The sequence below is a fragment of the Bradyrhizobium sp. URHD0069 genome, from assembly GCF_000701345.1.
Classification (GTDB): Bacteria; Pseudomonadota; Alphaproteobacteria; order Rhizobiales; family Xanthobacteraceae; genus Bradyrhizobium.
Window position 1 is genome coordinate 125,426 of the sequence record NZ_JNIJ01000009.1, and the last position, 23,692, is coordinate 149,117.

At 60.4% G+C, this 23,692-nt stretch carries 20 protein-coding genes and 1 pseudogene; 15 read left to right on the forward strand and 6 right to left on the reverse strand.

Annotation, left to right across the window (positions count from 1 at the left end):
* Positions 1-279: 279 nt before the first annotated feature.
* From N554_RS0103610 to N554_RS0103630, 5 genes are all read left to right on the forward strand, one after another.
* Entirely contained in the window at positions 280-2,325 is a 2,046-nt protein-coding gene (locus tag N554_RS0103610; protein ID WP_029582222.1) for an FUSC family protein, read from the forward strand.
* Positions 2,322-2,513, forward strand: a complete 192-nt coding sequence (locus N554_RS0103615; protein WP_029582223.1) for a DUF1656 domain-containing protein — start codon at positions 2,322-2,324, stop codon at positions 2,511-2,513. Before N554_RS0103610 ends, N554_RS0103615 begins: the two co-directional genes overlap by 4 nt.
* A gap of 10 nt (positions 2,514-2,523) precedes the next feature.
* A complete protein-coding gene (locus N554_RS0103620; RefSeq protein ID WP_081851095.1) occupies positions 2,524-3,576 on the forward strand; it encodes an efflux RND transporter periplasmic adaptor subunit in 1,053 nt (350 codons plus the stop codon).
* A 105-nt stretch (positions 3,577-3,681) separates the two neighbouring features.
* The gene (locus tag N554_RS0103625; RefSeq protein ID WP_029582225.1) at positions 3,682-4,152 is read left to right on the forward strand and encodes a (2Fe-2S)-binding protein; all 471 of its coding nucleotides are present in this window, start codon (positions 3,682-3,684) and stop codon (positions 4,150-4,152) included.
* A gap of 2 nt (positions 4,153-4,154) precedes the next feature.
* The gene (locus N554_RS0103630; protein WP_029582226.1) at positions 4,155-6,332 is read left to right on the forward strand and encodes a xanthine dehydrogenase family protein molybdopterin-binding subunit; all 2,178 of its coding nucleotides are present in this window, start codon (positions 4,155-4,157) and stop codon (positions 6,330-6,332) included.
* Positions 6,333-6,504: 172 nt separating this feature from the next.
* Here the strand turns inward: N554_RS0103630 and N554_RS0103635 are convergent, their stop codons facing one another.
* Entirely contained in the window at positions 6,505-7,179 is a 675-nt protein-coding gene (locus N554_RS0103635; RefSeq protein ID WP_029582227.1) for a CGNR zinc finger domain-containing protein, read from the reverse strand.
* A gap of 298 nt (positions 7,180-7,477) precedes the next feature.
* Between N554_RS0103635 and N554_RS0103640 the strand changes: the two genes are divergently transcribed.
* The 5 genes from N554_RS0103640 (at position 7,478) to dusA (ending at position 12,954) form a co-directional block, all read left to right on the forward strand.
* Entirely contained in the window at positions 7,478-8,338 is an 861-nt protein-coding gene (locus tag N554_RS0103640) for an alpha/beta fold hydrolase (protein ID WP_029582228.1), read from the forward strand.
* Between the two features lie 53 nt (positions 8,339-8,391).
* Positions 8,392-9,366, forward strand: coding sequence for a zinc-binding alcohol dehydrogenase family protein (locus N554_RS0103645; RefSeq protein WP_029582229.1), 975 nt, complete (start codon positions 8,392-8,394; stop codon positions 9,364-9,366).
* Between the two features lie 141 nt (positions 9,367-9,507).
* Entirely contained in the window at positions 9,508-10,194 is a 687-nt protein-coding gene (locus N554_RS0103650) for a haloacid dehalogenase type II (RefSeq protein ID WP_036052325.1), read from the forward strand.
* A 93-nt stretch (positions 10,195-10,287) separates the two neighbouring features.
* The gene (locus N554_RS0103655) at positions 10,288-11,685 is read left to right on the forward strand and encodes an FAD-dependent oxidoreductase (protein WP_029582231.1); all 1,398 of its coding nucleotides are present in this window, start codon (positions 10,288-10,290) and stop codon (positions 11,683-11,685) included.
* A gap of 279 nt (positions 11,686-11,964) precedes the next feature.
* Positions 11,965-12,954, forward strand: coding sequence for a tRNA dihydrouridine(20/20a) synthase DusA (gene dusA / locus N554_RS0103660; protein WP_081851096.1), 990 nt, complete (start codon positions 11,965-11,967; stop codon positions 12,952-12,954).
* A 4-nt stretch (positions 12,955-12,958) separates the two neighbouring features.
* On the opposite strand, the gene N554_RS0103665 is transcribed toward dusA, so the two are convergent.
* From N554_RS0103665 to N554_RS0103680, 4 genes are all read right to left on the reverse strand, one after another.
* Entirely contained in the window at positions 12,959-13,471 is a 513-nt protein-coding gene (locus N554_RS0103665) for a TIGR02281 family clan AA aspartic protease (protein WP_029582233.1), read from the reverse strand.
* Positions 13,472-13,496: 25 nt separating this feature from the next.
* Positions 13,497-13,706 (reverse strand): DUF1289 domain-containing protein, encoded by a 210-nt coding sequence (locus tag N554_RS0103670; RefSeq protein WP_029582234.1) that lies wholly within the window; start codon positions 13,704-13,706, stop codon positions 13,497-13,499.
* Between the two features lie 45 nt (positions 13,707-13,751).
* Positions 13,752-15,356: a sensor histidine kinase gene (locus tag N554_RS0103675; protein WP_029582235.1), complete on the reverse strand. Its 1,605-nt coding sequence runs from the start codon at positions 15,354-15,356 to the stop codon at positions 13,752-13,754.
* A gap of 246 nt (positions 15,357-15,602) precedes the next feature.
* The gene (locus N554_RS0103680; RefSeq protein ID WP_029582236.1) at positions 15,603-15,809 is read right to left on the reverse strand and encodes a hypothetical protein; all 207 of its coding nucleotides are present in this window, start codon (positions 15,807-15,809) and stop codon (positions 15,603-15,605) included.
* 460 nt (positions 15,810-16,269) lie between these two features.
* On the opposite strand from N554_RS0103680, the gene N554_RS37145 reads away from it, so the two are divergent.
* Both N554_RS37145 and N554_RS41700 read left to right on the forward strand, forming a co-directional pair.
* Positions 16,270-19,062, forward strand: a complete 2,793-nt coding sequence (locus N554_RS37145; RefSeq protein ID WP_029582237.1) for a hypothetical protein — start codon at positions 16,270-16,272, stop codon at positions 19,060-19,062.
* Between the two features lie 269 nt (positions 19,063-19,331).
* A pseudogene (locus N554_RS41700) lies at positions 19,332-19,436 on the forward strand (recombinase family protein); the annotation flags it as partial.
* A gap of 17 nt (positions 19,437-19,453) precedes the next feature.
* Here N554_RS41700 and N554_RS0103695 read toward each other — a convergent pair.
* Positions 19,454-20,323, reverse strand: a complete 870-nt coding sequence (locus N554_RS0103695) for an NAD(P)-dependent oxidoreductase (protein ID WP_029582238.1) — start codon at positions 20,321-20,323, stop codon at positions 19,454-19,456.
* Between the two features lie 227 nt (positions 20,324-20,550).
* Between N554_RS0103695 and N554_RS0103700 the strand changes: the two genes are divergently transcribed.
* The 3 genes from N554_RS0103700 to N554_RS0103710 all read left to right on the forward strand — a co-directional run bounded on the left by N554_RS0103700 (position 20,551) and on the right by N554_RS0103710 (position 23,448).
* On the forward strand, positions 20,551-20,940 hold the full coding sequence (locus N554_RS0103700) for a VOC family protein (RefSeq protein WP_029582239.1): 390 nt from the start codon (positions 20,551-20,553) through the stop codon (positions 20,938-20,940).
* Positions 20,941-21,041: 101 nt separating this feature from the next.
* The gene (locus N554_RS0103705; RefSeq protein ID WP_029582240.1) at positions 21,042-22,172 is read left to right on the forward strand and encodes an Mrp/NBP35 family ATP-binding protein; all 1,131 of its coding nucleotides are present in this window, start codon (positions 21,042-21,044) and stop codon (positions 22,170-22,172) included.
* A gap of 187 nt (positions 22,173-22,359) precedes the next feature.
* Positions 22,360-23,448, forward strand: a complete 1,089-nt coding sequence (locus N554_RS0103710) for a TRAP transporter substrate-binding protein (RefSeq protein ID WP_029582241.1) — start codon at positions 22,360-22,362, stop codon at positions 23,446-23,448.
* Positions 23,449-23,692: the final 244 nt, after the last annotated feature.

A 23,692-nucleotide genomic window follows, 5' to 3' on the forward strand; every position in this document is an offset into this window, starting at 1 on the left:
GGGAGTTCGCAGAACGAAAGGCTCGTCAATCTGGTAGAGCAAGCAGCGTAGGGCCGCCGGGTCAACGTCATTAGCCTCGGCCCAATTAAAGCCCCGGCTGGAGGGGCGACCCGGTGATCCAGACGACGAACGTGCTTTTATCGGAGCCGAATTGACGCGGCTGAGCAGCCGGTGAGGTTCTCGTCGTCTCAGCGCGTCAAGGCCGGCGATTTCCTAATCCAGATCGATGCCGACTACGAAGATGCCGACTACGAAACTGAGTCGCTCAGGCAGAAGTAGATGAAGATGTCGACGGCAGCTATACAGAACCCAACAGAGCGCGAACATCGCTCCTATCATCTGGGCCTCGCGCAATGGCCGGCTGGCACGACGACCCTGGCGTTCGAGATTTGGGTGGCGCTGGCTGTCAGCTACTATATTGCCTTCGCGCTTGAACTCAACGCCGCGGCAAGCGTGGGAACAGGCCTGCTCATATTGGTGGGACCGACCCAAGGCATGATCCTGTCCAAAGCGATCTATCGCATCGCAGGAACATTGTTTGGAGCAGTCTTCGCGATAATCCTGACGAGCCTCTTTTCACAAGACCGGACGATGCTCATCGCCGTTTTTGCGGTGTATATGGCATGTCTCGTTGCGATAGCAACGCTTCTACGTGACTTCCGCGCGTATGGATGTATCCTGGCCGGCTATACGGTCGCACTTATTTCGATTGTCGACGTCGACGCCCCCACGGCTACCTTTATGGCTATGCTCGATCGGGTCGCCGTCATTCTGCTTGCCGTGCTCGTCCTTGCATTCGTGAGCGCAATTTTCGCGATCGCTGAATCGACACGATCACTGCAATCCAAGCTACGTCTTGCTACGAAGGATATCGTGGCCATGGCCTTGGCCGCTCTCGATCAACGCGTACCACCTGATCCATCGCAATGTGTCGCGATGAGCGCGAGGCTTATGCCATTACGAAGCGAGATCGGGTTTGCAACGCCGGAATTGCTTGATGGATGGGCGCGCGCGAAAGGCGCTCGAAGCGCGCTGCTCGGCCTGTTTGAAGCGATCTCCGCTATCCAGGCCGTGGGTCTAGGTTTGCGCAACATGTCCGCGGCATCTTCGACCGTCGACCGCGCAATCTCCCTCATGCGCGCAGCAATTGTCGCGCAGCGCCCTGAGAAACGGCTGGCTGACATTGAGGCTCTCATGCAGCAGGCAATGGAAGCAGGGGAGCTCTCTATTGATGAGGCATACGTTCTGGATCGCTGCAAATTCATGATTGAAGTATTTCGCGACATTCGTGACGGTCTACTTTCAAGTCGGGTTGGACGGCTTCCACGAAGATCCGTGAGCCTTCCCGTGCATCAAGACTATATCGCGGCGGTTCTTAATGCTCTGCGCGTAGGCCTCACGGTCGGCATCGTTGGATTGCTTGCCGTGCTGTCTGGACTGCCCGGCGCGAACCTGATGATCATCGGAACAATCGTTTTCGTCTCCCTCGGATCTGTTCTGCACGATCCCCTTGCAATGGGAAGAGCGGCACTCTTAATGACGCCGGCCGTAATCATCACAGGCACGATCTATGACTTCCTGATTTTCCCAAATATCAGTGACTATCCGTTGTTCATCATCTCTCTCGCGCCGGTGGTGGCAATCGCCTGCTGGTTGATCAAAATCGGCAAAGGCCCAATGGGAATTTTTTATGGTGTGCAAAGCATATCGCTTATCTCGCCAGCCAACGTGCAGACGCTCGATCCAACGACTTTTGTGGATACTGCAGCCTTCCTCGTCGCCGGAAGCGTATGCATTTTCTTTTCCTTGCTTCTGATCGTCCCGGTTGATCCTGCCCTGCTTCGTCTTCGCCTGGCTTTGGCTGTGGGTCGTACCTTGCGCAGAGCTTTGGCTGACGAGAATAGTCTCAATCAGCCCAGGGCAAGCCTTCACTATGACCGCTTAAGTCAGTTCAGTTCATGGCAGAACGGCGAGCCGGTTACTCCCGCACGCCGCAACGTCATGAAGCGGCTTTCCGACCTGGGCAATCTTAGTTTCGCGGTGCGGCGATCATGGATGGCACTCGACCAGGCGAGGATCGCCGTTGACCCTGCCATCGACGCAAAGGCAAGGCAGATCCTTCCGACATTATCGGCAGTGGAGATACTCGATCTGTCTCGGGCCTATCTAGCCGCTGCTGCAGGCCTCGATCGCTCGAAGCGCCTTGACCTCGTACATGCCGCAGCCGCGCTTTATGGCACCGCGGTTCTAACGACGTCAGAAATGAGATTGCTCGGGCATCTGAAGTTGCTGCGTTATCATTCGCAAGGGGGTCTGAAGCCATGAAGGAATTCGTCGTCGCAGGGCTACTGATCTCGCCGCTCGTGAAATATGCACTGATCGGGGCATTGATCTTTATTCCGATCCGTTTCGCTCTCGTTGTCACCCGAGTGCAAAAATGGTTCTGGCATCCGTTGCTTGCGGAAGCCGCCATTTATATCTGCGTTGTCGCAAGCCTGAACATCTTCATCTGAAGGGCATACGATGTTCAACCGCGCCCGTCGAACGATCCGTTTCGCACTGACGTTCCTTCTGCTCGCGTTCGCGGCCTTCGCGGTCGTTGGCTTATGGGAACATTATATGGTGGCACCGTGGACCCGCGACGGTCAGGTCCGTGTACAAGTCGCCGATATTGCGCCCCAAGTAGCCGGTCAAATCGTCGAGCTGTTGGTCCAGGACAACCAGTTTGTCCACAAAGGCGACCTTCTCTATGTGATCGACCAGGGCGATTACAAAGTAGCGCTGGACCTGGCCAAAGCGGACGTCGCGAGCAAGGCTGCTGACCTCGAAGTCAAGAAGAATGAAAATGAGCGGCGCCGGAAATTGACGGACCTCGCCGCGTCTGTCGAAGAGAAGCAGATTTATGAGGGAAGCTACTCCGTCGCCCGGGCTGCTTATCAGACATCGCTCGCCAACCTTGAGCAGGCCCAACTGAACATGCGGCGCACGGAGGTGCGCGCCACCGTGAACGGCTTCGTTACGAATCTTCTGCTTCGCGTTGGAGATTATGCAAACCGGGGATCGCCAAATATCGCAATAGTTGATTCGGATTCGTATTGGGTCGCTGGCTATTTCGAGGAGACTAAACTCGGCAGCTTTCAAGTCGGTGATGCCGCCGAAGTCAATTTAATGGGATATGATGGGAAATTGACGGGGCATGTCGAAAGCATAACGCGCGGAATCAGCGCACCAAATGCAACCGTCAGCACCCAGGGCTTGCCCTCGGTCGAGGCCGTTTATACGTGGGTGCGGCTTGCCCAGCGGATTCCCGTTCGAATCAAAATCGACAGCGTGCCCCCGGCAGTAACGCTGACTGCAGGCTTGACAGCGACGGTGATTGTCACTCCCTCTGCGGCCCCCACACCGACGGCCCTATACGAAATACGATCTCTTTGGAGCCTTATAAGAGAATCGTTAGCCAAAGGCTGGCGCCATTCGGAGGTGCGCTCGTCGCGCGTCATAGATGCGTGTCGTCAGGACGGATGCAGCTGGTGGGCTGCAATTTGCAAATCGTGCCATGGAGAAGCAATCAGTTGAATTTGATCGCTATCGGGGCATAGCGAACACTGGCGAACCGTCCGCCCAGCAGATTTATGGGTTCACGGTCTAGGAATAACATCGCGGCACAAAGGAGAGCGTATGATGGCCTTCAATGTCAACGTCAATGGAAGTGCGCGCAGCGTCGATGTCGATGGCGACACACCGCTGCTCTGGGTCCTTCGCGACGTGCTCGGTATGACCGGGACGAAATTCGGCTGCGGCATGGCACTGTGTGGCGCCTGCACCGTGCATATTGACGGCGTCGCCACCCGTTCCTGCATCACGACAATCGACAGCATCGGCAACTCGCACATCACGACCATCGAAGCAGTGGGTGCGACCGCAGCCGGTGCCAGGATTCAGAAGGCCTGGCTTGACCACGAGGTCGTCCAATGCGGCTACTGCCAGTCCGGCCAGATCATGTCGGCCTCAGCGCTGCTTGCAAGCAATGCGCATCCCAACGACGCCGACATCGACGACGCCATGAGCGGAAATATCTGCCGCTGCGGAACCTATGTGCGGATCCGCGAAGCCATCAAGCTTGCCATGCAAACGAACAAAAAGGGAGGCTGACTATGATCCTCGATCGCATCGCGTCCCGCACTCCTGACACGAATCTGTCGCGACGTAGCTTCCTGACAACCAGCGCGACGGTCGGCGGTGGTCTCATGCTGAGCCTCAGCCTGCCTCTTGGCCGAAGCGAAGCCGCTCGCCCCGATGGCTTTGCGCCGAACGCTTTCATTCGTATCGACAGCGACGGCCAGGTCGTCCTGACCATGCCTTATGTCGAGATGGGGCAAGGCACCTACACATCGATCCCGATGCTGATTGCCGAAGAGCTCGAGGTGAGCCTTAAGCAGGTGCGGCTGGAGCATGCGCCGCCGAACGAAAAGCTTTACGCCAACCCGTTGCTCGGCGTGCAGGCGACCGGCAATTCGAACGCGATGCGCGGTGCATGGAAGCCACTGCGTGAGGCCGGCGCCACCGCAAGGACCATGCTGGTCGCAGCAGCGGCCAATCGCTGGGGGGTCGATGCAAAATCCTGCCGCGCGCAGGATGGCGAGGTGATCCATGTGTCGACCGGCCGGCGTCTGAAATATGGCGAGCTGGCCGTCGAGGCGGCAAAGATGCCCGTCCCCGGAAATGTCACCCTGAAATCGCCGGAAGATTTCAAGCTGATCGGCACGCCGGCCAAGCGGCTCGATGCGCCGGCAAAGGTCAACGGGACCGCGGTCTACGGTATCGACGCTCGGCCGCCCGGCGTGAAGATTGCGACTTTGGCGCAATCGCCTGTGTTCGGCGGGCGCGTGAAGAGTCTGGATGACACGGCTGCCAGGGCGGTGAAAGGTGTGCGCCAGATCGTCCGGCTCGACGACGTGGTTGCGGTCGTAGCCGATCATATGGGAGCTGCAAAAAAGGGATTGGCTGCGCTCAAGCTCGAATGGGATGACGGTCCGAATGCCAATCTCGCCACTGAAGAGATCGCGCGCGAGCTCGAACAGGCGACGCTTGGCTCGGGCGCTGTGGCGCACAACATCGGTGACGCTGACAAGGCCATGGCGAGTGCCGCCACCAAGGTCGAGGCGATCTATCACCTTCCATTCCTGGCCCACGCCACGATGGAGCCGATGAACTGCACGGTGCACTTCCGCAAGGATGAGTGCGAGATCTGGATCGGCAGCCAGGCTGTGGCGCGTGTCCAGGCGATGGCCGCGGAGGCCGCAGGCCTGCCGCCGGAAAAGGTCATCGTCCACAATCATCTGATCGGTGGCGGCTTCGGTCGACGGCTGGAGGCTGACGGTGCGGTCCGCGCCGTTGAGATTGCCAAGCATGTCGATGGTCCCGTGAAGGTCGTGTGGACGCGTGAGGAAGACATTCAGCACGACATGTACCGGCCTTATTGGTTCGACCGTATCTCCGCCGGGCTCAACGAGCAGGGCAGGCCGGTCGCCTGGAAGCATCGTTTCGCCGGCTCCTCGGTGCTTGCGCGATGGCTGCCGCCGGCCTTCAAGGACGGCCTCGATCCCGACTCGACGGAAGGCGCGATCGATCTCGTCTACGACCTGCCGAATTTCCACGTCGAATATATCCGCGTCGAGCCTCCGGGCATCCCGACGGCGTTCTGGCGCAGTGTCGGCCCCTCGCACAATGTCTTCGTCACTGAAAGCTTCATCGATGAAATGGCGGTCGCCGCGAAACAGGATGCGGTCGCCTACCGTCGAGCGCTGCTCGACAAGTCCCCGCGCGCCAAAGCGGTCCTTGATCTTGCCGCGGAAAAAGCCGGCTGGGGACAGGCCATGCCCAAGGGAACCGGTCGCGGCGTCTCGCTGCAGTCAGTGTTCGGCAGCTATCTCGCGCAGGTGGCCGAGGTCGAAGTCTCGAAAGAGGGCGCTGTCCGCGTCCGGCGTGTGGTCTGCGCGGTCGATTGCGGCACCGTGGTCAATCCCGATACGGTGCAGGCGCAGATCCAGAGCTGCATCATCTTTGGCGTAACGGCTGCGCTCTACGGCGAGATCACGCTGAAGAACGGCCGTGTCGAGCAGACCAACTTCGATACCTATCAGATGCTGCGCATAAATGAGGCGCCCGCGATCGAGGTCCACATCGTCAAAAGCGCGGAGCCGCCGGGCGGGATGGGTGAGACCGGGACATCGGTGATCGTTCCCGCGATCGCCAATGCGATCTTTGCCGCCACCGGTAAGCGCCTGCGCAAAATGCCGGTCGATGCCAGCGTGCTGAAACAACCGGTGTGAGTCGTTGGCGCAGCAAATACGAAGGGCGAAACGCAGCGCGCAAGCGGCTACGGCGTAACGCGGCGTAGTACGCAATCCAGGGGGATCTGTCCTTTTCTCACATGCCGCCGCAGCTCTTGCGGCTCTGCCGCGGCATGAAGAGCACTAAGCCGTTAGTGGAGGGCAGGCTAGGCTAAGGAGTCCGTTTTCGTGCACGCTTGGAGCGCTTTCGGTGCGCAGCCTGCTTTGCTCGATTGCCGCAGATCGCCATGCTGCACCACCTGCGCGTACGGCCTCGGGTTCGATCGACGAACAGAAGCGTGCACTCCGGCCCCTCGCACGCTTTCACATAGGTGAAGTCCTCTATACACACGAGGTCGGCTAGCGATCGCGCTAACGGAAGGAGCAGCGAATCGGGTGACTGCCAGCGCCGCTGCGGGCGCCAAGCCAGACCGGAATTTCCTTTTTCCTCTTGTCCGTGGTCATGGTCCTCCTTGTAAGGCCGTTCACGAACCGCGATCTGACCGAACTCTTCGTCGCGCGCCAGCAACTGATTGAGTGGTTCGAGTTGGCGCAGTGCGTTCGGCTCAATTGGTTTACCCATATGTTTATAGACAAAGGGTTTGAACCAATCCCTTAGCGCGCGTGCTTGCGCCGCAATAGCGTCGAGCTCCCCGGGAAGAGCGCTCTTCCGAAAACCCTTCAACGCGTTGTTGGGTACCAATCCAGCTTGCTTGATCCAGGTGAGAAGATCTTCCCCCGAGGCCAGCCACTCGACCTTGGTATCCACCGGGACCGCAATGGAATTCAAGAAGTCGAGTCCAGGGTTGTCGGCGATGAAAAATGGCGGCGGGAGCTTGGCTGTCATGGGCGCTCGAGAGAAGCGGCAAACATCGAAACAAACATAACCATTTGTATGGGCCCTAACAAGTTACCCTCCGTCCATAACCCCATTGAAGGGCCAACTGGAACGGCTATGCCGGCACAACCAGCGATGCCGCACGCGAGAAATTTTAATGACGATCGGCGTGCCTGTAACAATCCGCGAAAGATAGTCACGTGAGATTGAGCAGGATGCGACTGGAACAGCCAGGTTCTAGAGCTATAGTAACCTGACAAATAGCATCAGAAAAGTTACTCTGCTCCGGCAAAGCGGGAACCCTTTGATGAGCAAGATTCATTATCGGAAGGCCGACGTCGACGGGTTCCAGGTATTCTATCGCGAGGCGGGGAGGGTCGAGGCGCCGGCGCTCCTGTTGCTTCACGGATTTCCAAGTGCCGGCCATATGTTTCGCGAGCTGATCCCGGCCTTATCGGATCGCTTTCACATCGTGGCGCCGGATCTGCCTGGCTTCGGCCAGTCCGACATGCCATCTCGCGACAAGTTTTCCTACACTTTCGGAAGATTAGCCGAAGTGATTGAGCGCTTCACCGAAGTGATCGGACTTGTTCGCTTCGCGATCTACGTCTTCGATTATGGCGCGCCGACCGGTTTTCGACTGGCTGTTCGCCATCCGGAGCGGATCACCGCAATCGTCTCCCAGAATGGCAACGCCTATGAGGAGGGGCTGAGCGATGGGTGGAATCCCATCCGCGCCTATTGGCAGGACCCCTCGCAGGCCAATCGGAACGCGCTCCGATCGTTCCTCGCCCCCGAGACGACGATTTGGCAATACACTCACGGTGTATCCGACACGACCTATGTGTCTCCGGACGGCTATTCGCTCGATAACTTCTATTTGGCCCGCCCCGGGGCTGATGAAGTCCAGCTGGACCTGTTTGGCGACTACAAGAGCAACGTCACGCTTTACCCGGTTTTTCAGGAGTACTTCCGCAACCACAAGCCGCCCTTCCTGGCCGTTTGGGGCAAGAACGATCCGTTCTTTCTGCCGCCGGGCGCGGAAGCGTTTAAGCGTGACATTCCGGGCGCGGAAGTGCGTTTCTTTGACACTGGCCACTTCGCACTTGAGACGCACTGCAACGAAATCGCCGCGGCGATGCGCGACTTTCTCTCGCGTTCCAAATGAGAGCCCATAGGCCGCCTCCGCCTTTCAAGTAATCTTCTCCAGGGAGCGATCTGATGCGTGCAATTGTTCTCGAAAAATTTGGTGGCCTCGATGCTCTGGTCATCAAGGACCTTCCGGAGCCCGAGCCGAAGGCGGGATACGTCGTCATCCAAGTAAAGGCGTTCGGCATCAATCACGCTGAGATGCACATGCGCAGGGGCGAATGGGCGGAGGCGGCTCCCGTCAGCGGCATCGAGTGCGTGGGCATCGTGAAATCCTGCCCCGGTGGGGAGTTTCCGATCGGCGCGAAGGTAGCCGCGCTCATGGGCGGTCTCGGGCGCACGATCAACGGCAGTTATGCCGAATATACCCGCGCACCGGCTTCAAACGTGGCGCTGATCGAGTCGGACCTGCCGTGGGCGGAACTCGCAGCGATTCCTGAAACCTACGCGACCGCCTGGACCTGCCTGTTCCGCAATCTCAAGATCGAGAAGGGGCAACTGCTCGTCATTCGCGGCGCGACGTCCTCATTCGGTCAGGCCGCGCTCAAGATGGCCGTCAATGCCGGAGTCCGGGTGATCGCGACGACTCGTAACCGCGATCGCTTCGCCATGCTTGAGAAAATCGGAGCCGAGCGCTGCGAAATCGAGCGACGCGACTTGTCGAAGCACATCGCTGAAGCGAAGAAGATCGATGCCGTGCTGGACCTGGTGGGCAATAGCGTCATGCTCGATTCCCTTGCCATGCTGCACCGTGGTGGCCGCTCCTGTCTGGCCGGCTGGCTTGGCGGTCTCGATCCCATCCCCGACTTCAACCCTCTGCTGCAGATGGCGAGCGGCGTCTATCTGACGTTCTTCGGCAGCTTTGTGTTCGGAACTCCGGGCTTTCCCCTTTCGGACGTGCCTCTTCAACAAATTGCAGCGGACGCTGCGGCCGGTCGGCTCGACATCAAGCCCGCCAGAACGTTCCGTTTCGAAGAGATCCGCGAGGCCCATCGCGTGATGGAGGCCAACGAGGCCAATGGGAAGATCGTCGTGGTTCACGCTTGAGGCGGCGGCCAATGCTCGAAATTCGATAAGAGGATAGGAGAAAGAGAAATTTAGAATGTCAAAATCGGCCCCGTGGCAGCGTTCCACCAAACAGACAATGTCATCCGGCCATAGATGCAACAAAAATCGGAGTTTATTTACATGGCCGCTCTTCCTCTGATCGTCTTTGACGTCAATGAAACGCTTCTGGACCTTCAAACTATGGAGCCAACTTTTGAACGCATCTTTGGCGAGAAGAGCGCCATGCGCCTTTGGTTCGCTAACCTCATCATGTATTCCGCGGCTCTGACTGTGGCCGGCTGCTACGTTCCGTTCACCGATATCGGTTCGGCTGTGATGAAGATGCTTGGGGATACGCAAGGCATCAAGATTGATGACGCGGATAAGAGAGAGCTTACCGAGAAGTTTTCGACGATGCCGCCGTACCGGGAGGTGCCGGGAGCGCTACGCAAGCTGCGCGATGCGGGTTTCCGGCTGTTCACCCTCACGGACAATCTGCCTGAGGTTCAAACCCGTCAGCTTGAACACGGCGGCATTGTCGATCTTTTCGAGCGGCGCTTCAGCGCGGACGGCGTGAAGCACCACAAGCCATCGCGTCAGGCTTACGCCCACGTCGAGAAGGAGCTTGGGGTCGGGCCCTCCCAGCTCTGTCTCATCGCCTGCCATATCTGGGACACGCTTGGCGCCGTGGCGGCCGGCTGGGAAGCGGCGCTGATCAAGCGGGTCGGCAACGATGTGCTGGGAGTCGGTCCTCAGCCGCAGATCGTCGGCGATGACCTGAATGACGTTGCCGATCAGCTTATCGCCCGACACAGGGGGCGGAGCTAATCCCCTGGCGATGTTCCCTGACGTCGTTAGACAACAAGCCAAGACAAGGAGAGACCCAATGCTCAACTCAGCGATCAGGCGGAGGGAATAGTCATGTCTCAGACCGAACACTTCGATGTCGTAATCCTCGGCAGCGGCCAAGGCGGAAAGAAGCTCGCATGGCATTTGGGTCATTCCGGCAAAAAGGTTGCCGTCGTGGAGCGCCGCTGGGTCGGTGGCTCGTGCCCCGCCGTCGCCTGCATGCCGTCCAAGAACGAACTCTGGAGCGCGCGGGTCGCCCATCTCGTCCAGAATGCCGCGCAGTTCGGTACGCTGGCGGCTGCTGTTAAGACCGACATGCGCAAGGTGCGCAGCCGCAAGCAGGACATGATCGATCGCGAGATCGAATTCCACCTGAACGCATACAAGAGCAGCCACGCTGAACTGATCATGGGCAGCGGCCGCTTCATGGGCCCGAAGATCATCGAAGTCGCCCTGAACGATGGCGGCACCCGCCTGCTTACCGGCAACGAGGTCGTCGTCAATGTCGGCACGCACGCCGCGATTCCGGATATTCCGGGCCTTGAAGCGGTCCGCCCACTCACGCACATCGAGGTGTTGGAGCTCGACTATCTGCCGTCGCACTTGATCGTGTTGGGCGGAGGCTATACCGGGATCGAAATGGCGCAGGCCTACCGCCGCTTCGGCAGTCGAGTGACGATCATCGAGCCTGGTCGGCAACTGATGGGCCGCGAGGATGCCGATGTCGCGGAAGAGATCCTGGGTATCCTGACCGCTGAGGGCATCCAAATCTTGCTCGACGCTCAGCCGGTCGGCGTTCACGGCCTCTCCGGAGACGAGATCACCGTTACGATGCGGACAGCGGCCGGCGAGCAGAAGGTCGAAGGCAGCGATCTGCTTGTGGCGGCGGGACGTATCGCAAACACGGGCGATATCGCCCTCGACAAGGCGGGCGTGGCGCTCGACGCCCGCGGTTTCGTCCACGTCAACGAACGGCTGGAAACGACGGCGTCCGGCGTGTGGGCCATCGGCGAATGCGCCGGCAGCCCGCAGTTCACGCACGTTTCCGTGGACGACTTCAGGATCGTCAGGGACAACATGGCCGGCGGCAATCGCAGAACCGACGATCGGCTGGTTCCGTATGTCATGTTCACCGATCCGCCCCTCGCTCGCGTCGGCCTTTCCGAGGGCGAAGCGCAGCGCAAGGGAATTCCGGTGCGGGTCGCCACGCTTCCGATGAGCAACGTCTTGCGCACGGAGGCGACCGACGAGACTCAAGGCTTCATGAAGGTGGTGGTTAGCGCCAGTGACGACCGCATCCTTGGCTTCACCATGATCGGTTCCGAGGCCGGCGAGGTCATGGCTGCAATTCAGACCGCGATGCTCGCCGAGCTTCCTTACACGAAGCTGCGCGACGCCGTCATCACGCACCTTACGATCGCCGAAGGTTTCGGCCCTCTTTTCGGCAACGTGCCGGCACGGGCTGCGTGATCGCAACTGACTCTATTATCGCCAAAACTACGATCGCGCTTATCCAGCTCTAGGCGTGGGGAGGGCAGCGCGCTACTTTGCGTCCGAACCTGATCGGGAAAACCTTTCGGCAAGATCACGGAATTGCACGCGTTCATCTCGTACTGCAATGTCGTACCGGACAAAGGCGGTGTAAGCGCTTGAAATGAAAGAAAAATACTTTAGCAGTCGATCTTGAATTTCCGTCGGCCCAAAAATCAGCTATTGCCAAGTGAGACAATAAAGCGAAATAACATCAACATGTTAGCGCATAGATTTTCCGTTGCCCCGATGATGGACTGGACCGACCGGCATTGCCGCGTCTTCCATCGCCTGATGACGCGGCATGCGCGGCTTTATACGGAGATGCTGACGACGGGCGCGATCATTCATGGTGACCGCACGCGTCTGCTCGGCTTCAATGCCACCGAACATCCGGTCGTGCTGCAACTTGGCGGCTCGAGCCCGCGCGATCTCGCGACGTGTGCGAAGATCGGCGAGGATTTCGGCTACGACGAAATCAACCTCAATGTCGGCTGCCCATCGGATCGGGTGAAGGACGGCCGTTTCGGCGCCTGCCTGATGGCGGAGCCGGCGCTTGTCGCCGCTTGCGTCGATGCCATGAAGCGCGCGGTCGGCATTCCGGTCACGGTCAAATGCCGGATCGGGATCGACGATCAGGATCCGGAAGTGGCGCTGGACGTGCTGGCGCGCAGCGTCGTCGCCGCCGGCGCGGATGCGCTGATCGTGCACGCCCGCAAAGCCTGGCTCAACGGATTGTCGCCGAAGGAAAATCGCGACGTCCCGCCGCTCGACTACGACAGGGTATATCGGCTGAAGGCTTCACTGCCGAACGTTCCCATCATCATCAATGGCGGCATCGCAAGCCTCGCCGAGGCCAAGCAGCATCTCAGCCATGTCGACGGCGTCATGCTGGGACGTGCCGCGTATCAGGAGCCATGGCGGTTGCTCGCCGCCGATCCCGAATTGTTCGGCGAGGCGGCGCCGCACGCGACCATGAAGGACGTGTTCGAGTCGATGATGCCATACATCGAGAGCCAGCTCGCGCACGGCACGCGGCTGCACTCGATCACGCGGCATTTCGTCGGCGCATTTCATGGCGTGCCGGGGGCGCGCGCGTTCCGCCGTCACCTGGCTGAAAACGGCGTCAAAGCCGATGCCGGCGTCAATGTTCTGCGCGATGCGATTGCGCTGGTGGAGGATCGCGTGATGGCCTCGATCGCTGCGTGAGGCGCTACGGATAGCCGTGCAGCATCAGGCGGTCGGCGCGCACTTCCCAGCGTTCCAGCCGGTCCAGAAAGCTCATGCCGAGCAGATTGGTCTTCATCTGTCCGTGCGGCACCACAAGCGCCGGGACTGAACGCTCGACGAGCTTGCCGATGGCAAGGCGATCGAGCGTCAGCCGTGCCGCCCTGGTATGTCCGCCGGCGGTCTCGACGTTGACATTGTATTCGAGCAACTCCAGCGGCAGCCCGGCCGCCTTTGCCGTCTCGTAGGTCAGTACGACCGAAGTCGCCCCGGTGTCGATCACCATCGGCGCGCTTACGCCGTTGATTTTGGCCCGCAGCGCGAATTCACCGCCCTGACCGCGCGAGATCTGCACGGCGCGCGTTGCAGCTGTCGTCCGGTTGCGCAGCAAGTCCGAGACGGTGTCGCTGGCGCGGGCGACCTGTTCTGGATCTTTATAGGCGACGACAGCGCCGGCCGTCGCAGCGAGCAGGAAAACGACGAGCAAGAAGCGGCTCACAGCGGGCCTCCCATGCAGGTGTTGGTCAGTCGCGCTTTTGATTCCCCGCCATTTCGGGCTGAGACAGGCCAGCGTCGGCCATGCGCGCCGGCAGCAGTGCCATCACCGCAAGCCTCTCCGCGCGTTCCATTCGCTGCCAGCGCGCGATCTCCGGAAGCGTACGGCCGCAGCCGAAGCAGAGGCTGGATTTGGGATCGATGATGCAGACTGCGATACACGGCGTTTCTTTGCTCATTCAGGGACAGTGATGGGTATTTTCTCGTTGGCGCAAGTGCTCCAGTTACAATCCGGTGCCGGCGTTCATGATCGGCCTGTTGCGGGCCCGGCGCTTGTCGTCGGCGGTCCCGGTGCTGGCGGTTTCCGGTTGCAGCGGCGGAGCTTCTTCGGCCATCGGAGCCAGCGCCGACATCACGCGCTCCGGCGGGAAAGTGACGATGACCTCGGTACCGATGCGAAGTTTTGATTTCAGCGTAAATGTGCCGCCGTGCATGTCGATCAGGCTTTTTGCGATCGGCAGCCCGAGGCCGGCACCCTGTTCGGCGGATTTGATCGAATTGGATCCCTGACCGAACGACGCCAGCACGATGGGGATTTCGTCCTCCGCGATGCCGGAGCCGGTATCCTTGACGCTCAGATATTGCCCGCCCGACGCGGTCCATCCGACTTTCAGCCAGATCTCCCCGCCCTGGGGCGTGAACTTGATGGAGTTCGACAACAGATTGAGCACGATCTGACGTGTGGCGCGCTCATCGCCCCAAATCCGCGGCATGCCATGCTCGAACACCTCGTGAATGGTGATGCCGCGGCTGGAGGCGCGCAGTTTCAGCAAGTGATGGCAGTCGGCGACGACATGCACGAGCGACACCGCTTCTTCGTTGAGCTCGTACCTGCCGGCCTCGATCCGCGACAAATCGAGAATTTCATTGATGAGATTCAAGAGATGCACGCCAGAATTATGAATGTCGGCGGAATATTCCTTGTAGACCGGTACCGCATGATCGCCGAAAATTTCGCTTTTCATGACCTCGGAAAATCCGAGGATCGCATTGAGCGGCGTTCGCAGCTCGTGGCTCATTTGCGCGAGAAACCGCGATTTCGCGACGTTGGCCGCCTCCGCCCGGTGCCGCGCCTCATCGGATATCGATTTCGCCTGCTCAAGCTCGCCGATCAGCGCGTCCTTTTCGGCACGCGCCTCCAACGTCGCGAGCGTCGTGGAATGCAGACGATGGGCGAGCAGCGCAAAGTAGGCTTCGGCGGCGAGCGCGAGCCCCGCGAGAACGTAATTGTCGAACGTGCCGCTCAGCACGAAATTCAGGGCAATCGCCGACGTCACCGGAACGGTCACGGCAAGAGCGGCGATCGGCAGGCTGGCGGCGAGCATGCTTGATACCGCGATTACCAGCAGCATCAGGAACATCATCAGCGTGTTCGAGACCACGTCGGAGCTTGTCGGGTGGATCAGGATCGCCGTCCAGCACATTCCATAAAGCAGATCGAGCAGGATAAATCGCGTTCGCCACTTCCGGGTTGCGGTGACCGAGGGCGACTCGGCGAGGAACCTGGCGCAGTTGCGGATGACGACGGCATGAATGCAGAGCATGCCGCAGGTCCACGCCGCCGCCGAAACCGGCTCTACCCAAAAGCCGAACAGCAAGCCGGTCGCCACCACGAGCAGCATCACGACATAGGATGCCGAGATGCGGGTTTGGACATATTGCCGAAGCAGCTCGCGATCGAAGGCGGGGCGGGTTCCGCTGGTCGACGTTAACCGGTCGCGCGCCTCGCGCACCCGCTGCGCGGCTATGCGGCGGTGACTGACCGGCGCTGCAATCGGCGGTTCAGCCGGAAGCTGGACAACTTCAGGCTTATCTGCGGGATTACTCATCAAACAACACAAAATCCTGCCCGCGAACAGCGCGAGCTTTTGCATTGTCTATCTCTGGCGCTAAATCATTAAGAGCTGCCTTAAAGGGCTAAAGAATCTCGTTAACGGGAGATTAAATTTGCCTGTTCCGCGGGCCTCTCGAAAGGGTACGGTTCCAGTCGGGCGATCTGCTCAGCCAGTCGCTGATTTTCAAATGCTGGCGACGAATATCCGTTAACGACCGAAATTGAGAACCGAAATAAGGCATCATCTCCAAAAACGCCGAAGCGTCGTATCGTTCCAGTTCTTGCAAAGGGCCTTCAACCGGCTGATGGGCTTCTTATCATCGGCATCCGCTTTGGCCTCATACTTCTCAGCCAACCGCAACAAGCGGCTCTTCTCGACCTGATCGGTAAGAGAGATGGCCAGCCTGCGGCAAAGCTTCGCCTGTTCTTGCTTGAACGAAGATTTCATCCTCGCGCCTTGTAGGTAACCGGAGGCCTCGGTTATCGCAGTGCCTAAGTGATGGAGTTGATATCCATTAGAATATGCACACAGGCGCTTTGGAAGGAGATTATGCACACAGGCGCTTTGGAAGGCTTAGGACATATCGGCGCGGTCCGGTGAGCCGGCCGCGGTGGTTGCATCGCAGCAAAAATCAACATGCAAAAAAATTGCGAGGTCAGGAATTGGTCAAGGCGCTGCGGGTGGCAGAGGAAGCCCGTCGACAAAGGATTTATCGGAACCGCGCTACGTTACACGCGCATTTTGTCAACTCCAGAATGTAGCCGTGATCCACACATCTCACTCGTTGAAGTTCCCCATTCGGACGCCGTACCTACACTGCCCATTTGTTATTGACGGGCGTCAAGTCAGAGATGCCGCTCCCGGAAAACTCTATCCAGCTCGTGCTACACGCAGAACAGGCGTCTGCATGCGCCATGCCATCGAGACCGCACCGAGAGATGGGAAAGTCGTCATTCTCGAGGATGACGCCAGTGGGACCTATTACCTCGCTCACTGGTCGCCCGAGGTGGGTGCATGGGTCGGTGAATCCGGCGAGCCAATCAAAATCGCGCCGACGCATTGGCATCCAATGTCGCGCGACAAATATCTCCTGCAGGAGGACGAAGGATCCAGCAACCCCTCTCAGGTCGGGCCGTCGGGATGGCGGCGTCGCTATAATTTCTTCGTCGACGTCGTTGCAGCGGCAGCGCTCATCGGCCTGTTTTTTTATGTCACCCGAGACGCCGGTCAACGGGATATCGTTAGGGTCGGCACGATCGTCGAGCAAGAGACCCGGTTGCCGAGCCAGGACTCGGGGAAGACCGACGTATTGGCGCTTGAGCAGCACGCCGAGGCCGATCAGGCCAGAGCGCAGTCGGGGGCGCAGGAAGCTGCGCAGGTCAAGCAGGCTGCGCAGGTCAAGCAGGCCGTGGAGGCGTCCGCGCCGGAAGCGCGACAATTTCTGGGTAAGGCGCAGCGTCCCGAGGTTTTGGCGAATGAGCTTGCCGACGCCGGGCGCGCCATCGAAGGGCTCGATGTGCAACTGCGGGCGGAAGCCGCGAACACCGCACAATCGCTCGGACAGGAGCGCGAGAAAACGGCCGCCCTCGCGCAGGAGGCCACCGCGGCGCGACAAGAGCTGACCGCAAGCACGGCGCAACATCGTCAAGCGCTCGACGAGGAACGCGCGCGCAGTGCCGCACTGGCGAGCGAACTGGCGACGGCGCAGCGTGAAATTGAGACGCAGACGGCGCTGTTGAAGGCAAGCGAGGAAACAGCGCTGCTCAAGCAGGCGGAAGCCGCGAAGACCGCACAATCGCTTAGTGCCGCACTGGCGAGCGAACTGGCGACGGCGCAGCGTGAAATTGAGACGCAGACGGCGCTGTTGAAGGCAAGCGAGGAAACAGCGCTGCTCAAGCAGGCGGAAGCCGCGAAGACCGCACAATCGCTTAGTGCCGCACTGGCGAGCGAACTGGCGACGGCGCAGCGCGAAATTGAGACGCAGGCGGCGCTGTTGAAGGCGAGCGAGGAAACAGGAGAGCTCAAGCAGGCGGAAGCCGCGAAGGCCGCACAATCGCTCGGACAGGAGCGCGAGAAAACGGCCGCCTTCGCGCAGGAGGCCGCCGCCGCGCAACAAGAGCTGACCACGAGCACGGCGCAACATCGTCAAGCGCTCGACGAGGAACGCGCCCGCCGTGCCGCGCTGGCGAGCGAACTGGCGACGGCGCAGCGCGAAATTGAGACGCAGGCGGCGCAATTGCGCAAGGCGAGCGAGGAAACAGGGCAGCTCAAGCAGGCGGAAGCCGCGGAGACCGCACAATCGCCCGGACAGGAGCGCGAGACAACGGTCGCCCTCGCGCAGGAGGCCGCCGCCGCGCAACAAGAGCTGACCGCAAGCACGGCGCAACATCGTCAAGCGCTGGACGAGGAACGCGCGCGCAGTGCCGCACTGGCGAGCGAACTGGCGACGGCGCAGCGCGAAATTGAGACGCAGGCGGCGCTGCTGAAGGCGAGCGAGGAAACAGGGGAGCTCAAACAGGTGGCCGCGAAGACCGTACAATCGCTCGGACAGGAGCGCGAGAAAACGGCCGCCCTCGCGCAGGAGGCCGCCGCCGCGCAACAAGAGCTGACCACGAGCACGGCGCAACATCGTCAAGCGCTGGACGAAGAACGCGCCCGCCGTGCCGCACTGTGGAGCGAACTGGCGGCGGCGCAGCGCGAAATTGAAGCGCAGGCGGCGCAATTGCGCAAGGCGAGCGAGGAATCAGGACAGCTCAAGCAGGCAGAAACCGCAAACAGCGCACAATCGCTCGAACAGGAGCGGCAGAAAACGGCCGCTCTCGCGCAGGAGGCCGCCGCCGCGCAACAAGAGCTGACCGCAATCACGGCGCAACATCGTCAAGCGTTGGAGGAGGAACGCGCCCGCCGTGCCGCACTGTGGAGCGAACTCGCGGCGGCGCAGCGCGAAATGGAAACGCAGGCGGCGCAATTGCGCAAGGTGAGCGAGGAAGCAGGACAGCTCAAGCAGGCAGAAACCGCAAACAGCGCACAATCGCTCGAACAGGAGCGGCAGAAAACGGCCGCCCTCGCGCAGGAGGCCGCCGCCGCGCGACAAGAGCTGACCGCAAGCACCGCGCAACATCGTCAAGCGTTGGAGGAGGAACGCGCCCGCCGTGCCGCACTGGCGAGCGAACTGGCGACGGCGCAGCGCGAAATTGAGAAGCAGGCGGCGCTGTTGCGCAAGGCGAGCGAGGAAGCAGGACAGCTCAAGCGGGCGGAAGCCGCGAAGACCGCACAATCGCTCGGACAGGAGCGGCAGAAAACGGCCGCCCTCGCGCAGGAGGCCGCCGCCGCGCGAAAAGAGCTGACCGCAAGCACGGCGCAACATCGTCAAGCGTTGGAGGAGGAACGCGCCCGCCGTGCCGCACTGGCGAGCGAACTGGCGACGGCGCAGCGCGAAATTGAGAAGCAGGCGGTGCAATTGCGCAAGGCGAGCGAGGAAACAGGGCAGCTCAAGCAGGCGGAAGCCGCGAAGACCGCACAATCGCTCGGACAGGAGCGCGTGAAAACGGCCGCCCTCGCGCAGGAGGCCGCCGCGCGACAAGAGCCGACCGCACGCACACGGCGCCACGTCGTCAAGCGCTCGACGAGGAGAGCGCGCGCGGCGCCGAACTGGTTCGCGATCTGGCCATGGCAAAGCGCGAAATTGAGACGCTGGTAGCGCTGTTGCGCAAGGCGGACGACGAAGCAGTGCCGTTCAAGCAGGCGGCGGATATGCGGATGCTCTTCGCCGACTACTGATCAAGCCAGGCTATACCGAGGTCGAGGGCGCGGCACGAAACCCGAAGGGCAATTTTTGTTGGCGATTTTGTTGATCGGGGCCACGGGCAACGGGAAGTTTTGCAGATCGCGCGCGCCATGTGTGAGGCGGACACCTTCGACTTGGCCGCCTGCTTGCTCGCCTTTTTCGCGCCGCGCTGCGCCATAGCCGCAAAGGTCTTCACGGAACAGGCATCGGCATTAAGCGAGCGAGGGCTGCTTGCGGCAGCCCTCGACTACAGTCGCGAGGGTGACACGCTTGTGGTTACGAAGCTCGTTGTTGAGTGCGAAGCTCAGCGTTCCAAGCGGGCGAGCAGGCTGGAAGTGTCCCAACGCTTGCCGCCCATCTTCTCGACCTCCGAATAGAACGCATCGACCAGCGCGGTGACCGGCAGGCTGGCTCCGTTGCGCCGTGCCTCGGCAAGACAAATCGAGAGATCCTTGCGCATCCATTCCACCGCAAAGCCGAAGTCGAATTTTCCCTCGTTCATGGTCTTGTAACGGTTTTCCATCTGCCAGGACTGCGCGGCGCCTTTCGAGATGGTGTCGATCACCGCGTGGACGTCGAGTCCGGCTTTTTTCGCAAAATGAATGCCCTCCGAGAGTGCTTCGACCAGGCCGGCAATACAGATCTGGTTGACCATCTTGGTCAGCTGGCCTGAGCCCGCTGGCCCGAGCCGCTTGCACATCCTGGCATAGGCCGCGATCACGGGCTCGGCGCTTGCGCAAGCGTCTTCGCTGCCGCCGCACATCACGGTCAACGCGCCGTTTTCCGCACCGGCTTGTCCGCCGGATACCGGGGCATCGACGAACTTGAAGCCGCGTTTGGTCGCCTCCGCATCGAGCTCGCGCGCAATCTCGGCCGAGGCGGTGGTGTGATCGACGAAGGTCGCGCCTCGCTTCATGCCCGCGAATGCACCGTCGGCGCCGATCGTGATCGCACGGAGGTCGTTGTCGTTGCCGACGCAGGCCATGACGAAATCCTGGCCTTCCGCTGCAGCTTTCGGCGTCGGCGCCGTGCGGCCGCCGAATTTTTCGGCCCATGCCTTCGCCTTGGACGACGTCCTGTTGAAGACCGTCACCTCGTGACCGCCTTTTTTCACCAGATGTCCTGCCATCGGGAAGCCCATGACGCCGAGACCGAGAAAAGCGACTTTAGCCATATTTGCAACCTTGGGTTTTGGACGGCCTTTGCATTCGCCTGGCCGTATGCTGGAGAGGGGCGGGTGGGCTGGTTCGGTGTCTCGAAACAGGTTCCGCTGAAGACGAAGAACCCCACATTAAACGCTGCAGCATGAAGGGCAATGTCCTCGTTTGGCGGCTATGCAAGGATTTATGCTAGGAAGAGCCTTCGGCAACCACCATTTCAAGATAAAGGGAGTGACATTGCATGAGTGTAGGCGTGCTCGATCATTTCAACATCCGGACCCGAAAGCTCGCCGACACGGTCCGGTTCTATGAGGATGCCCTGGGACTGAAGAAGGGCGACCGGCCGAATTTCGCATTTCCCGGGGCATGGATGTACAGCGAGGGTAAGCCCGTGGTCCATCTCGTCGATATTTCCCCGACGGATGAGCAACAGAAGCCGGATTCAGGCGTTGTCCATCATGTCGCTTTCGCCAGCCGTGGTTTTGCCGGCATGAAGCAGCGGCTTCAGTCCAAGGGCATGGCGTTCGACGTGCGGCAGGTGCCCGGCGGCGATCTCTGGCAGATTTTCGTCAACGACCCCAATGGCGTGATGATCGAACTCAATTATGAAGCGGCTCAAGAACAGGGCTGAGACTCGGGATCACCATGCTGCTGGAGCCCTGATGCGGCGCAAGAGCGGTATCCTTTTTCACGGGATCGCTCTATGTGTCGCCTCGGGATAGGAGACAGGCATTGAGCATAACGCAGCAGCAGGTTCTCGACGCTCTCGCCAAGGTGACGTCGCCGCGCGGCGTCGCCTTGACCGACGCCAATGTGTTGTCGGCAATCACCGCCAAGGATGGCAAAGTGTTCTTGTCGATCAACGTCGATGCCGCAGAGGCCGGCGCATGGGAAAGCGTGCGCGCGAAGGCCGAAGCGGCCGTGCGGGCGATTCCCGGCGTCACCGTAGCGATGATCGCGCTCACCGCCGAGCGCAAGCCCGGTTCCGCGGCCGCGCCGCCGCCGCCACGTCCCGCGCAGGGCGTGCCGCATGTCTCATCGCATCGGCCGCCGCAAAGTCCGACCTCGCCGATGTCGAAGCAGTCGGAAATTCCCGGCATCGCTGCGGTCATTGCGGTGGCTTCCGGCAAAGGGGGTGTCGGAAAATCGACCACCGCGCTCAATCTGGCGCTTGGCCTGCGCGACCTCGGCTTGCGCGTCGGCTTACTTGATGCCGATATCTATGGGCCATCGGTCCCGAGATTGACCGGGATTCGCGAGAAGCCGCAGCTGAACGACGACAGGAAGATGCTTCCGATTGCGCGCTTCGGTCTGGCGATCATGTCGATCGGCTTTCTGGTCGAGGAAAACACCGCGATGATCTGGCGCGGGCCGATGGTGATGTCGGCCATCACGCAGATGCTGCGGGATGTGGCGTGGGGTACGCTGGATATCCTCGTGGTCGACATGCCTCCCGGCACCGGAGACGCGCAACTGACGCTGGCGCAGAATGTGCCGCTGAAGGGCGCGATCATTATTTCGACACCGCAGGATCTTTCCCTGATCGATGCGCGGCGCGGGCTCGCGATGTTCAAGAAGGTCAATGTGCCGGTTCTCGGCATTGTCGAAAACATGAGCTATTTCCAGTGCCCGCATTGCGGCACGCGATCGGACATCTTCGGCCACGGCGGCGCACGGCAGGAGGCGGAGCGGCTTGCGGTGCCGTTTTTGGGCGAAATTCCGCTGCACATGTCGATTCGCGCCACGTCGGATTCGGGGACCCCCGTCGTGGAGAGTGAGCCGGATGGACCGCACGCCGCGATCTATCGGGCGATCGGTGCAAAAGTCCGCGATCAGCTTCGCGGCGTTATCGCTGCGGCCTGAGCCCGTTTCCCTAACATATGCGACTTTCGTTTAATAAATGCTGTCATGCCTTTGTCCTTTGTCCCGTATTCCGCGGCTGAACTTCCGTGTTAAAGACCGCCCGCCAGAGCGCCCGGGACGACGCAGAATCGCGCCGCCGCAGGGCCATGTTGGAAATCTGGGAAACGCCCAACAAGGAGATGCCTGAATGAAGCGTCGTGATTTTTTGAAAGTTTCGGCAACCGGTGCCGCGGTGGCCGCTGTGGCCTCGCCGGCGATCGCGCAATCCTCGCCCGAGGTGAAGTGGCGCATGACGTCGAGTTTCCCGAAGTCGCTCGACACGATCTACGGCGGCGCTGTGGAGCTTTCCAAGTACGTCGCCGAAATGACGGACAACAAATTTCAGATTCAGGTCTTTGCCGCCGGCGAGGTCGTTCCTGGTTTGCAGGCGCTCGACGCAACCTCCAACGGCACCGTCGAGATGAGTCACACCGTCTCATATTACTACGTCGGCAAGGATCCGACCTTCGCGATCTATGCATCGGTGCCGTTCGGCCTCAATGCGCGCCAGCAGAACTCGTGGTGGTATCAGGGCGGTGGTCAGGAGTTGGGTAACGAGTTTTTCAAGAAATCCGGCGTGATCGCATTCCCCTGCGGCAATACCGGCACCCAGATGGGTGGCTGGTTCCGCAAGGAGATCAAGACGGTTGCCGATCTCTCCGGTCTGAAGTTCCGCATCGGAGGCATTGCAGGGCAGGTGCTGCAGAAGGTTGGCGTGGTGCCGCAGCAGCTCGCCGGCGGCGACATCTACCCCGCGCTTGAGAAGGGCACGATCGATGCCGCCGAATGGGTTGGCCCTTACGACGACGAGAAGCTCGGTTTCCAGAAGGTTGCCAAATACTATTATTACCCCGGCTTCTGGGAAGGCGGCCCGACAGTCCACGCTTTCTGCAATCTTGAAAAGTGGAATTCGCTGCCAAAGAGCTATCAGGCAATTCTGACCAATGCGGCAGCCAATGCCAATGCCTGGATGGCGGCGCGCTACGACATGCAGAACCCGGCGGCGTTGAAGCGCCTGGTTGCCAGCGGCACGCAGCTTCGCCCGTTCACCAACGAGGTGCTGGAAGCCTGCCTGAAGGCGACCAACGAATTGTGGGCTGAAATTTCCGCGAAGAACCCCGACTTCAAGAAATCGATCGACGCGATGCAGGCCTATCGCTCCGACCAGTATCTGTGGTGGCAGGTTGCCGAATATACTTTCGACAGCTTCATGATCCGCTCGCGCACCCGCGGCTGATCGGTAACGTTTTCGAGCGCAGCGGCTACCGGTTCGCGTCAAGAAAACGTGCCAAACAAAAGATAGGGCCTTGGTTTGAGAACCAGGGCCACCTCGTAAGTCGCAGACCGCAAGCCCGGCCTTCCAAGGCCGGGCTTTTTGCATTGCGGCAGCTAAGTTCACCATGGAAATCCAAAACCGGATGTTCCATGCTGGGAACAAGCCTCGACAAGAAGGCTGACACACACCCCCCAGGAGAGGAAAA

Coding starts and splice junctions, on each gene's coding strand:
- N554_RS0103610 (WP_029582222.1), top strand. CDS start 280: ATGAAGATGTCGACGGCAGCTATACAGAACCCAACAGAGCGCGAACAT.
- N554_RS0103615 (WP_029582223.1), top strand. CDS start 2,322: ATGAAGGAATTCGTCGTCGCAGGGCTACTGATCTCGCCGCTCGTGAAA.
- N554_RS0103620 (WP_081851095.1), top strand. CDS start 2,524: ATGTTCAACCGCGCCCGTCGAACGATCCGTTTCGCACTGACGTTCCTT.
- N554_RS0103625 (WP_029582225.1), top strand. CDS start 3,682: ATGGCCTTCAATGTCAACGTCAATGGAAGTGCGCGCAGCGTCGATGTC.
- N554_RS0103630 (WP_029582226.1), top strand. CDS start 4,155: ATGATCCTCGATCGCATCGCGTCCCGCACTCCTGACACGAATCTGTCG.
- N554_RS0103635 (WP_029582227.1), bottom strand. CDS start 7,179: ATGACAGCCAAGCTCCCGCCGCCATTTTTCATCGCCGACAACCCTGGA.
- N554_RS0103640 (WP_029582228.1), top strand. CDS start 7,478: ATGAGCAAGATTCATTATCGGAAGGCCGACGTCGACGGGTTCCAGGTA.
- N554_RS0103645 (WP_029582229.1), top strand. CDS start 8,392: ATGCGTGCAATTGTTCTCGAAAAATTTGGTGGCCTCGATGCTCTGGTC.
- N554_RS0103650 (WP_036052325.1), top strand. CDS start 9,508: ATGGCCGCTCTTCCTCTGATCGTCTTTGACGTCAATGAAACGCTTCTG.
- N554_RS0103655 (WP_029582231.1), top strand. CDS start 10,288: ATGTCTCAGACCGAACACTTCGATGTCGTAATCCTCGGCAGCGGCCAA.
- dusA (WP_081851096.1), top strand. CDS start 11,965: ATGTTAGCGCATAGATTTTCCGTTGCCCCGATGATGGACTGGACCGAC.
- N554_RS0103670 (WP_029582234.1), bottom strand. CDS start 13,706: ATGAGCAAAGAAACGCCGTGTATCGCAGTCTGCATCATCGATCCCAAA.
- N554_RS0103675 (WP_029582235.1), bottom strand. CDS start 15,356: ATGAGTAATCCCGCAGATAAGCCTGAAGTTGTCCAGCTTCCGGCTGAA.
- N554_RS0103680 (WP_029582236.1), bottom strand. CDS start 15,809: ATGAAATCTTCGTTCAAGCAAGAACAGGCGAAGCTTTGCCGCAGGCTG.
- N554_RS37145 (WP_029582237.1), top strand. CDS start 16,270: ATGCGCCATGCCATCGAGACCGCACCGAGAGATGGGAAAGTCGTCATT.
- N554_RS0103695 (WP_029582238.1), bottom strand. CDS start 20,323: ATGGCTAAAGTCGCTTTTCTCGGTCTCGGCGTCATGGGCTTCCCGATG.
- N554_RS0103700 (WP_029582239.1), top strand. CDS start 20,551: ATGAGTGTAGGCGTGCTCGATCATTTCAACATCCGGACCCGAAAGCTC.
- N554_RS0103710 (WP_029582241.1), top strand. CDS start 22,360: ATGAAGCGTCGTGATTTTTTGAAAGTTTCGGCAACCGGTGCCGCGGTG.